The sequence below is a fragment of the Mycobacterium scrofulaceum genome, from assembly GCF_001667885.1.
Classification (GTDB): domain Bacteria; phylum Actinomycetota; class Actinomycetes; order Mycobacteriales; family Mycobacteriaceae; genus Mycobacterium; species Mycobacterium scrofulaceum_C.
Window position 1 is genome coordinate 60,022 of the sequence record NZ_LZJW01000179.1, and the last position, 10,923, is coordinate 70,944.

Annotated in this window: 10 protein-coding genes and 1 pseudogene; 9 read left to right on the plus strand and 2 right to left on the minus strand. The window is 70.4% G+C overall.

Features of this window, described 5'->3' with window-relative positions:
• Window positions 1–5 precede the first annotated feature (5 nt).
• Genes pyrR through pyrF form a run of 7 tightly spaced genes read left to right on the plus strand, consistent with a single transcriptional unit; the run spans window position 6 to window position 8,642 of the window.
• Entirely contained in the window at window positions 6–584 is a 579-nt protein-coding gene (pyrR, locus tag A5681_RS25570) for a bifunctional pyr operon transcriptional regulator/uracil phosphoribosyltransferase PyrR (RefSeq protein ID WP_067282669.1), read from the plus strand.
• Window positions 581–1,537 carry an aspartate carbamoyltransferase catalytic subunit gene (locus A5681_RS25575; protein WP_067282672.1) on the plus strand — a complete coding sequence of 319 codons (957 nt, stop codon included), beginning with the start codon at window positions 581–583 and terminating at the stop codon, window positions 1,535–1,537. The genes pyrR and A5681_RS25575 overlap by 4 nt, the downstream gene beginning before the upstream one ends.
• On the plus strand, window positions 1,534–2,826 hold the full coding sequence (locus A5681_RS25580; protein WP_067282675.1) for a dihydroorotase: 1,293 nt from the start codon (window positions 1,534–1,536) through the stop codon (window positions 2,824–2,826). The genes A5681_RS25575 and A5681_RS25580 overlap by 4 nt, the downstream gene beginning before the upstream one ends.
• The gene (locus A5681_RS25585; protein WP_067282708.1) at window positions 2,823–3,332 is read left to right on the plus strand and encodes a transporter; all 510 of its coding nucleotides are present in this window, start codon (window positions 2,823–2,825) and stop codon (window positions 3,330–3,332) included. The genes A5681_RS25580 and A5681_RS25585 overlap by 4 nt, the downstream gene beginning before the upstream one ends.
• Entirely contained in the window at window positions 3,329–4,465 is a 1,137-nt protein-coding gene (gene carA / locus A5681_RS25590; protein WP_067282677.1) for a glutamine-hydrolyzing carbamoyl-phosphate synthase small subunit, read from the plus strand. Before A5681_RS25585 ends, carA begins: the two co-directional genes overlap by 4 nt.
• A complete protein-coding gene (carB, locus tag A5681_RS25595) occupies window positions 4,465–7,818 on the plus strand; it encodes a carbamoyl-phosphate synthase large subunit (protein ID WP_067282680.1) in 3,354 nt (1,117 codons plus the stop codon). The genes carA and carB overlap by 1 nt, the downstream gene beginning before the upstream one ends.
• Window positions 7,815–8,642, plus strand: coding sequence for an orotidine-5'-phosphate decarboxylase (pyrF, locus tag A5681_RS25600; protein WP_067282683.1), 828 nt, complete (start codon window positions 7,815–7,817; stop codon window positions 8,640–8,642). The genes carB and pyrF overlap by 4 nt, the downstream gene beginning before the upstream one ends.
• A 13-nt stretch (window positions 8,643–8,655) precedes the next feature.
• On the opposite strand, the gene A5681_RS25605 is transcribed toward pyrF, so the two are convergent.
• Window positions 8,656–9,078: a TOBE domain-containing protein gene (locus A5681_RS25605; protein WP_067282687.1), complete on the minus strand. Its 423-nt coding sequence runs from the start codon at window positions 9,076–9,078 to the stop codon at window positions 8,656–8,658.
• 466 nt (window positions 9,079–9,544) lie between these two features.
• Here A5681_RS25605 and mihF point away from each other — a divergent pair, with 466 nt between their 5' ends.
• Together mihF and gmk are read left to right on the plus strand one after the other, a co-directional pair.
• Window positions 9,545–9,859 (plus strand): integration host factor, actinobacterial type, encoded by a 315-nt coding sequence (mihF, locus tag A5681_RS25610; RefSeq protein WP_007171927.1) that lies wholly within the window; start codon window positions 9,545–9,547, stop codon window positions 9,857–9,859.
• Window positions 9,860–9,908: 49 nt separating this feature from the next.
• Window positions 9,909–10,580, plus strand: coding sequence for a guanylate kinase (gmk, locus tag A5681_RS25615; RefSeq protein WP_156738161.1), 672 nt, complete (start codon window positions 9,909–9,911; stop codon window positions 10,578–10,580).
• Between the two features lie 173 nt (window positions 10,581–10,753).
• Here gmk and rpoZ read toward each other — a convergent pair.
• Window positions 10,754–10,923, minus strand: a pseudogene (gene rpoZ, locus A5681_RS26905) (DNA-directed RNA polymerase subunit omega); the annotation flags it as partial.

Below are 10,923 nucleotides of genomic sequence, written 5' to 3' on the forward strand. Positions count from 1 at the left end.
CTCGCATGGGTGCTGTGGACGAGAGCGGCTCAGGCCGCGGGTCCCGGGAACTGATGTCGGCGGCCGACGTGGGTCGCACCATTTCCCGTATCGCACATCAGATCATTGAAAAGACCGCGTTGGATGACGCGAGCCGGTCCGCGCCGCGCGTGGTCCTGTTGGGCATCCCGACCCGCGGCGTGATCCTGGCCGAGCGGCTGGCCACCCACATCGCCGAATTCAGCGGCGTGGAAGTGGGCCACGGGGGCCTCGACATCACCTTGTACCGCGACGATTTGATGCAGAAGCCGCCGCGGCCGCTGGAGGCCACGTCGATCCCGGCCGGCGGCATCGACGACGCGCTGGTCATCCTCATCGACGACGTGCTGTACTCCGGGCGCTCGGTGCGCTCGGCGCTGGACGCGCTGCGCGACGTCGGCCGCCCGCGGGCGGTGCAGCTCGCGGTGCTGGTCGACCGCGGCCACCGCGAGCTGCCGCTGCGCGCCGACTACGTCGGCAAGAACGTCCCGACGTCCCGCAGCGAGAGCGTGCACGTGCTGCTCAGCGAGCAGGACGGGCGCGACGCGGTGGTGATCTCCCGATGACCCGTCACCTGCTGGCCGCCGGCGACCTGAGCCGCGACGAGGCCACCGCCATCCTCGACGACGCCGACCGCTTCGCCCAGGCGCTGGTGGGCCGCGAGATCAAGAAGCTGCCCACCCTGCGCGGGCGCACCGTCATCACCATGTTCTACGAGAACTCCACCCGCACCCGGGTGTCGTTCGAGGTGGCCGGCAAGTGGATGAGCGCCGACGTCATCAACGTCAGCGCCTCCGGATCGTCGGTGGGCAAGGGTGAGTCGCTGCGCGACACCGCGCTGACCCTGCGGGCGGCCGGCGCCGACGCGCTGATCATCCGCCACCCGGCGTCGGGCGCGGCGCACCTGCTCGCCGACTGGACCGGCAGCGCGAACGACGGCCCCTCGGTGATCAACGCCGGGGACGGCACCCACGAGCACCCGACGCAGGCACTGCTCGACGCCTTGACGATTCGTCAGCGGCTCGGCGGCATCGAGGGACGGCGCGTCGTGATCGTCGGCGACATCCTGCACAGCCGGGTCGCCCGGTCCAACGTCATGCTGCTGCACACGCTGGGCGCCGAGGTGGTGCTGGTCGCGCCGCCGACACTGTTGCCGGTCGGGGTGGACGGCTGGCCGGTCACCGTCGCGGGCGACTTTGACGCCGAGCTGCCCGCCGCCGACGCGGTGCTGATGCTGCGGGTGCAGGCCGAGCGCATGAACGGCGGCTTCTTCCCGTCGGTGCGCGAATACTCGTCGCGTTACGGGCTGTCCGATCGCCGCCAGGCGATGCTGCCCGGCCACGCCGTGGTGATGCACCCGGGCCCGATGCTGCGCGGCATGGAGATCGCATCGTCGGTGGCCGACTCGTCGCAATCGGCCGTGCTGCAACAGGTTTCCAACGGCGTGCACGTGCGCATGGCGGTGCTGTTCCACGTCCTCGTCGGCGCGGAGTCGGCCGGAAGTGAGGGGGCGGCGTGAGCGTGCTGATTCGCGGGGTCCGGCTGTACGGCGAGGGCGACCGGGTCGACGTGCTGGTCGATGACGGCCAGATCGCCGACATCGGCGCGGAGCTGGCGGTCCCCGACACCGCCGACGTCATCGACGCGACCGGGCAGGTGTTGCTGCCCGGGTTCGTCGACCTGCACACCCATCTGCGCGAGCCCGGCCGCGAATACGCCGAGGACATCGAAACCGGCTCGGCCGCAGCGGCTCTGGGCGGGTACACGGCGGTGTTCGCGATGGCCAACACCAATCCCGTCGCCGACAGTCCGGTGGTCACCGACCACGTCTGGCACCGCGGCCAGCAGGTCGGCCTCGTCGACGTCCACCCGGTCGGCGCCGTCACCGTCGGGCTGGCCGGCACCGAGCTCACCGAGATGGGCATGATGGCGGCCGGGGCCGCGCAGGTGCGGATGTTCTCCGACGACGGCGTCTGTGTGCACGACCCGCTGGTGATGCGCCGCGCCCTCGAGTACGCCACCGGCCTGGGCGTGCTGATCGCCCAGCACGCCGAGGAACCCCGGCTGACCGTCGGCGCCGTGGCCCACGAGGGACCCGCCGCCGCCCGGCTCGGACTCTCGGGATGGCCGCGGGCCGCCGAGGAATCGATCGTCGCCCGCGACGCGCTGCTGGCGCGCGACGCCGGCGCCCGCGTGCACATCTGCCACGCGTCCACCGCGGGCACCGTCGAGCTGCTGAAATGGGCCAAGGAGCAAGGCATCTCGATCACCGCCGAGGTCACCCCGCATCACCTGCTGCTCGACGACAGCAGGCTGGCCACCTACGACGGGCGCAACCGGGTCAACCCGCCGCTGCGGGAAGCCGCCGACGCGGTTGCGCTGCGTCAGGCCCTGGCCGACGGCGTTATCGACTGCGTGGCCACCGACCATGCCCCGCACGCCGAGCACGAGAAGTGCGTGGAATTCGCCGCGGCGCGTCCCGGCATGCTGGGCCTGCAGACCGCGCTGTCGGTCGTGGTGCACACGATGGTGACGCCGGGGCTGTTGACGTGGCGCGACGTCGCGCGGGTGATGAGCGAAAACCCCGCGCGCATCGTCGGGCTGCCCGATCACGGCCGCCCGCTGGAGGTGGGGGAGCCGGCCAACCTGACGGTGGTCGACCCCGAAGCCAACTGGACCGTCGCCGGGTCCGACCTGGCCAGCCGGTCGGCCAACACGCCGTTCGAGTCGATGGCCCTGCCGGCCACCGTGACGGCGACCCTGCTGCGGGGCAAGGTCACCGCTCGAGACGGGAAGTGCCCGGCATGAACTCAGGCACGCTGGTGGGGTCGCTCATCTTCGCGGCCGTGCTGGTGGTGGTGATCGCGGTGGTCATCCAGCTGATGATGCGCAGCTGGCGGCGTCGCTCGGAGCGGCAGGAGGAGCTGATCGGCGACCTGCCCGACGTACCCGACCAGGTGGGCGCGGCGCTGATCACCACCCGCGGCCACTATTGCGGTTCCATGATGGCGCCGGGCTGGCACGAGCGGATCGCCGCCGGCGACTTGGGTTTTCGCAGCAAGGCGGTGCTGACCCGCTACGCAGGTGGAATCATGGTGGAACGCCTACGGGCTCAACCGATTTGGATTCCGAAAGACGCGGTCACCGGCATTCGCATGGAACGCAGCATGGGCGGCAGGGCCACGGCGCGGATCGGGATCTTGGCGATTCGGTGGCGGCTGCCGTCGGGAGTCGAGATCGACACCGGCTTTCGGGCGAATCACCGCGAGGAATACACCGAGTGGCTGGAGTCCCAGCAGGAGGGAGCCGCGTGAACAACAAAGCACTGCTCGTACTCGAAGACGGGCGCGTCTTCACCGGCACGCCGTTCGGCAAGATCGGCCAAACGCTCGGCGAGGCCGTCTTTTCCACCGGCATGTCCGGCTACCAGGAGACGCTGACCGATCCCAGCTATCACCGGCAGATCGTGGTCGCCACCGCGCCGCAGATCGGCAACACCGGCTGGAACACCGAGGACGCGGAGAGCCGCGGCGACAAGATCTGGGTCGCCGGCTATGCGGTGCGCGACCCGTCGCCGCGGGCGTCCAACTGGCGCGCCACCGGCACGCTGGAGGACGAACTGGTGCGCCAGCACATCGTCGGGATCGCCGGCATCGACACCCGCGCGGTGGTGCGCCACCTGCGCACCCGCGGATCGATGAAGGCCGGAGTCTTCTCGGGAGACGCGCTCGCCGACCCCGACGAACTGGTGCGGCGGGTGCGCGGACAGCAGTCGATGCTGGGCGCCGACCTGGCCGGCGAGGTCAGCACGCCGGAGGCTTACGTCGTGGAACCCGAAGGCCCGCAACGGTTCACGGTGGTCGCGCTGGACCTGGGGATCAAGACCAACACGCCGCGCAACTTCGCCCGCCGCGGGGTCCGCAGCCACGTGCTGCCCTCGTCGACCTCCTTCGCCCAGATCGCCGACATCGCACCCGACGGCGTGTTCCTGTCCAACGGACCGGGCGACCCGGCCACCGCCGACCACGTCGTCGCGCTCACCCGCGAGGTGTTGGGCGCCGGTATCCCGTTGTTCGGCATCTGCTTCGGCAACCAGATCCTGGGCCGCGCGCTGGGCCTGTCCACCTACAAGATGGTGTTCGGCCACCGCGGCATCAACATCCCGGTGATGGACCACGCGACCGGGCGGGTGGCGGTGACCGCGCAAAACCACGGCTTCGCGCTGGAAGGCGAGGCCGGCCAGTCGTTCGACACCCCGTTCGGCCCGGCGGTCGTCAGCCACACCTGCGCCAACGACGGGGTGGTCGAGGGCGTCAAACTCGCTGACGGGCGGGCGTTCTCGGTGCAGTACCACCCCGAGGCCGCCGCCGGCCCACACGACGCGGAGTACCTGTTCGACCAATTCATCGACCTGATGGCCGCCCAACAGAGCGAAAGGGGGCGCTAGTGCCGCGTCGCACCGACTTGCGCCACGTGCTGGTGATCGGCTCGGGGCCGATCGTCATCGGCCAGGCGGCCGAATTCGACTACTCGGGCACCCAGGCCTGCCGGGTGTTGCGGGCGGAGGGGCTGCAGGTCAGCCTGATCAACTCCAACCCGGCCACCATCATGACCGACCCGGAGTACGCCGACCACACCTACGTCGAGCCGATCACCCCGGCCTTCGTGGAGCGGGTGATCGCCCAGCAGGCCGAGCGTGGCAACAAGATCGACGCGCTGCTGGCCACGCTGGGCGGGCAGACCGCGCTCAACACCGCGGTCGCGCTGCATGAGAACGGGGCGCTGGAGCGCCATGGCGTCGAGCTCATCGGCGCCGACATCGACGCGATCCAGCGCGGCGAGGACCGGCAGATGTTCAAGGACATCGTCGCCAAAGTCGGCGGCGAATCCGCCCGCAGCCGAGTCTGTTTCACCATGGAAGAGGTCCGCGAGACGGTCGACGAACTCGGGCTGCCCGTCGTGGTGCGCCCCAGCTTCACCATGGGCGGGCTGGGGTCGGGCATGGCGCGATCCGTCGAAGAGGTCGACCGGATGGCCGGCGCCGGCCTGGCCGAAAGCCCCAGCGCCAACGTGCTGATCGAGGAATCGATCTACGGCTGGAAGGAATTCGAGCTCGAGCTGATGCGCGACGGCAACGACAACGTCGTCGTGGTGTGTTCGATCGAGAACTTCGACCCGATGGGGGTGCACACAGGGGACTCGGTCACCGTCGCGCCGGCCATGACGCTGACCGACCGGGAATACCAGCGGATGCGGGACCTGGGCATCGCGATCCTGCGCGAGGTCGGGGTCGACACCGGCGGCTGCAACATCCAGTTCGCGATCAACCCGGCCGACGGCCGGCTGATCGTCATCGAGATGAACCCTCGGGTGTCGAGGTCAAGCGCGCTGGCCTCCAAGGCCACCGGCTTCCCGATCGCCAAGATCGCCGCGAAACTGGCCATCGGCTACACCCTCGACGAGATCGTCAACGACATCACCAAGGAAACGCCGGCCTGCTTCGAACCCACCCTCGACTACGTCGTCGTCAAGGCGCCGCGATTCGCATTCGAGAAGTTCCCCGGCGCGGACCCCACCCTGACCACCACGATGAAGTCCGTCGGAGAGGCGATGTCGTTGGGCCGCAACTTCATCGAGGCGCTCGGCAAGGTGATGCGTTCGCTGGAGACCACCCGCGCGGGTTTCTGGACCAAGCCCGATCCGGACGGCGACGTCGGTCAGGTGCTCGAGCGGCTGCGCACCCCGACCGAGGGCCGGCTCTACGACATCGAGCTGGCGCTGCGGCTCGGCGCGTCGGTCGAGCAGGTCGCCGAGGCCAGCGGCGTCGACCCGTGGTTCGTGGCCCAGATCGGCGAGCTGGGCACGCTGCGCGCCGAGCTGGTGGACGCCCCGGTGCTCGACACCGACCTGCTGCGGCGGGCCAAGCACAGCGGGCTGTCGGACCGCCAGATCGCCTCCCTGCGCCCGGAACTGGCGGGGGAGAACGGGGTGCGCTCGCTGCGCGAGCGGCTCGGCATCCACCCGGTATACAAGACCGTCGACACCTGCGCGGCGGAGTTCGAGGCCAAGACGCCCTACCACTACAGCAGCTACGAACTGGACCCGGCCGCCGAGACGGAGGTGGCCCCGCAGGCCGAGCGGCCCAAGGTGCTGATCCTGGGGTCCGGCCCCAACCGCATCGGCCAGGGCATCGAATTCGACTACAGCTGCGTGCACGCGGCAACCACGTTGAGCCAGGCCGGTTTCGAGACCGTGATGGTCAACTGCAACCCCGAGACGGTGTCCACCGACTACGACACCGCCGACCGGCTGTACTTCGAGCCGCTGACGTTCGAGGACGTCCTCGAGGTGTACCGCGCCGAACAGCAGTCGGCCGGCTCGGGGCCCGGCGTGGTCGGTGTCATCGTGCAACTGGGCGGGCAGACCCCGCTCGGGTTGGCGCAGCGCCTCGCCGACGCCGGGGTCCCGATCGTGGGCACCCCGCCCGAAGCGATCGACCTGGCCGAGGACCGCGGCGCGTTCGGCGACGTGCTGGCCGGCGCCGGCCTGCCCGCGCCGAAATACGGCATGGCAACGACTTTCGCGCAGGCCCGCCGGATCGCCGACGAGATCGGTTATCCGGTGCTGGTGCGGCCGTCGTACGTGCTGGGCGGCCGCGGGATGGAGATCGTCTACGACGACGAGACGCTGGAGGGCTACATCACCCGCGCCACCGAGCTGTCGCCCGAGCACCCGGTGCTGGTCGACCGCTTCCTCGAGGACGCGGTGGAGATCGACGTCGACGCGCTGTGCGACGGCGCCGAGGTCTACATCGGCGGCATCATGGAGCACATCGAGGAGGCCGGCATCCACTCCGGCGACTCGGCGTGCGCGCTGCCGCCGGTCACGTTGGGCCGCAGCGACATCGAGAAGGTGCGCCGCGCCACCGAGGCCATCGCGCACGGCATCGGCGTGATCGGCCTGCTCAACGTGCAGTACGCCCTCAAGGACGACGTGCTCTACGTCCTGGAGGCCAACCCGCGGGCGAGCCGGACCGTTCCCTTCGTCTCGAAGGCCACCGCCGTCCCGCTCGCCAAGGCGTGCGCCCGAATCATGTTGGGCGCCACCATCGCCCAGCTGCGCGGCGAGGGCATGCTGGCGGCGTCCGGGGACGGCGCCCACGCCGCCTGGAACGCCCCGATCGCGGTCAAGGAGGCGGTCCTGCCGTTCCACCGGTTCCGCCGGATCGACGGCGCGGCCATCGATTCGCTGCTGGGCCCGGAGATGAAGTCGACCGGCGAGGTGATGGGCATCGACCGGGATTTCGGCACCGCCTTCGCCAAGAGCCAGACCGCCGCCTACGGCTCGCTGCCGGTCGAGGGCACCGTGTTCGTGTCGGTCGCGAACCGGGACAAGCGGTCCCTGGTGTTCCCGGTCAAGCGCCTGGCCGACCTGGGCTTCCGCGTGCTGGCCACGGAAGGCACCGCGGAGATGTTGCGGCGCAACGGAATTCCGTGCGACGAGGTTCGCAAGCACTTCGAGCCGCCGCAGCCGGGGCGCCCGGCCGTGTCCGCCGTCGACGCGATCAAGGCCGGTGAGGTCGACATGGTGATCAACACGCCGTACGGCAACTCCGGTCCGCGCATCGACGGCTACGAGATCCGTTCGGCCGCGGTGTCGGTCAACATTCCCTGCGTCACCACGGTGCAGGGCGCGTCGGCCGCGATCCAGGGCATCGAGGCGGGCATCCGCGGCGACATCGGCGTCCGGTCCCTGCAGGAACTGCACAGCCTGATGGGCCAGGGCGAAGGCGCCCGATGACGGGTTTCGGCGTCCGCCTGGCCGAGGCGAAGGCGCAGCGCGGCCCGCTGTGCGTGGGCATCGACCCGCATCCCGAGCTGCTCCGCGCCTGGGATCTGCCGACCACCGCCGACGGGCTGGCCGCGTTCTGCGACATCTGCATCGAAGCGTTCGCCGGCTTCGCCGTCGTCAAGCCGCAGGTGGCGTTCTTCGAGGCGTACGGCGCCGCCGGGTTCGCGGTGCTCGAACGCACCATCGCGGCCCTGCGTTCGGCCGGCGTGCTCGTGCTGGCGGACGCCAAGCGCGGCGACATCGGCACCACGATGGCGGCCTACGCCGCCGCCTGGGCGGGCGACTCGCCGCTGGCGGCCGACGCCGTCACGGCCTCGCCGTACCTCGGATTCGGGTCGTTGCGGCCGCTGCTGGAGGCCGCCGCCGCGCATGATCGCGGCGTGTTCGTGCTGGCAGCGACCTCCAACCCGGAGGGCGCGACCGTGCAACGCGCCGCGTTCGACGGCCGCACGGTGGCCCAGCTGGTGGTCGACCAGGCGGCGGTGGTGAACAAGTCGGCGACGCCGTCGGGTCCCGGGTACGTGGGCGTGGTGGTCGGCGCGACGGTGCTCGAGGCGCCCGATCTCAGCGCGCTCGGCGGGCCGGTGCTGGTGCCCGGGTTGGGTGTGCAGGGCGGACGGCCCGACGCGCTCGCCGGGCTGGGCGGGGCGGCGCCCGGTCAGCTGCTGCCCGCGGTGGCCCGCGAGGTGCTGCGGGCCGGGCCGGGCGTGGCCGAACTGCGGGCGGCGGGCGAGCGGATGCTCGACGCCGTCGCCTACCTGGGCGCGCGGTAGCCCGAGCCGGCCCTCAGTCGGACGCTATGGCCGTGCTGGGCCGCGCGGTCTCCACGATCACCGTGGTCGCCTTGACGACCGCCACGGCGACGCTGCCGGGCCGCAACTGCAGTTCCTCGGCGGCCTCGGTGCTCATCAGCGACACGACGGTGAACGGGCCGCACTGCATCTCGACCTGCGACATCACCTTGTCGCTGGTGACCCTGGTGACCAGCCCGACGAAGCGGTTGCGGGCCGAGCTGCCGATGCTCAGGGGGTCCGGCGGCGGCGCGGGGGCGTTGTTCCGGGAAAACCGGGCCAGGTCTTCGCTGGCGATGACCTTGCGGCCCGCCGCGTCGTGGCTGACCGTCAGCGATCCCTGGTTGATCCAGCGCCGTACGGTGTCGTCGCTGACTCCGAGCAGCTCAGCGGCCTGACGGATCCGCAGGTTCGACACCGCTCGATGGTAAACCCGCGGGGTATTAGCTGGCGGCCGTACCAGCGAAGGAGCGTGCCGGCGCCGCGGCGGGACAACACGGGCGCGACACGCGCGACACGCAACGAAAAATGCGTGATCCCCGGCACGAGGCGTTTCGCCGCGCCAGGGACGCCTCTGGGCGTCGCGCCGGCGGCTGGCCGGGCGCCGGGTGAACGGGGGAAAACCCCAGCTCAGCGCGGTTTTTTCGGTTGTCTGCAGCGCGCCGGCCCAGTGTTGGCGCGGTCCGCCTGGGCGGTCATCGCGGACGCCGGGCGGAGGGCATTTTCGGACCACACGCGGGGCTCATGCTGGGAGTTTGTCCCCTGAACCAGGGGGCCGGGTTAGATTTCGTCAGGAGGCCTGAGTACGGTCGTCTCCGCTGGCAGAAGAACCGGCGAGACAAAATGAGATCGATTGAAATTGATTGATCAGATACGGAGGAATCGTGGCCCTTCCCCAGTTGACCGACGAGCAGCGCGCGGCCGCGTTGGAGAAGGCGGCTGCCGCACGTCGAGCACGAGCAGAGCTCAAGGACCGGCTGAAGCGCGGCGGCACCAACCTCACCCAGGTGCTCAAGGACGCCGAGACCGACGAAGTCCTGGGCAAGATGAAGGTTTCTGCGCTTCTCGAGGCGTTGCCGAAGGTGGGCAAGGTCAAGGCGCAGGAAATCATGACTGAGCTGGAGATCGCCCCCACCCGCCGCCTGCGCGGCCTCGGCGACCGCCAGCGCAAGGCCCTGCTGGAAAAGTTCGGCTCCTAGCCCGGCCTCGGCCAACCCGCGCTATGGGCGCAGCAGCCCAGGAGCGCCAGTGAGCGCGAGCGGGGGACCGGACGTCGAGCACGGCACGCGTCCCGCACCACCAGGTAAGGGGCGCGTGGTCGTGCTGTCCGGTCCCTCCGCGGTCGGCAAGTCGACCGTGGTCCGGTGCCTGCGCGAGCGAATCCCGGACCTGCATTTTTCCGTCTCGGCCACGACGCGGGCGCCCCGGCCGGGCGAGGTCGACGGCGTCGACTACCACTTCGTCAGCCCCGCCCGTTTTCAGCAGCTCATCGACGACGGCGCCCTGCTGGAGTGGGCCGAGATCCACGGCGGACTGCACCGCTCGGGCACCCTGGCCGGGCCGGTGCGGACCGCCACCGCGGCCGGAATCCCGGTGCTCATCGAGGTCGACCTGGCCGGCGCCAGGGCGGTCAAGAGGGCAATGCCCGAGGCCATCACCGTGTTCCTCGCGCCGCCCAGTTGGCAGGACCTCGAGGCCAGACTCGTCGGCCGCGGCACCGAGACGCCGGAGGCCATGCAGCGCCGCCTGGAGACCGCCCGCGTGGAAATGGCGGCCCAGGACGACTTCGACGAGGTCGTGGTCAACAGTCAATTGGAGTCTGCGTGCGCGGAATTGGTATCCTTGCTGCTAGGAACTGCGCCGAGTCCGCATGACCCGCCTGGCCAGACCAGGAGCCAGACCAGATCCAATCGAGATTGAGCATTCGAATCATCAGCGGTAGCCAATCCGTTTCGGGGCTCTGACCGCCAAGGAGTTTGACCTAAGTGACTATTCCGCAGTCCGACGCGGCGCTGGCCGCCGTCCCCGACCGGTTCGACCCATCGGCCGGAGGCCAGGGCGCCTACGACACCCCGCTGGGCATCACCAACCCGCCCATCGACGAGCTGGTTGTAGTAGTCGTTGATCTGACGGGCCCGCTTGGCGGCGTAGATCACCAGGGCGTACTTGCTCGACACGCGGTCCAGCAGCTCGTCGATGGGCGGGTTGGTGATGCCCAGCGGGGTGTCGTAGGCGCCCTGGCCTCCGGCCGATGGGTCGAACC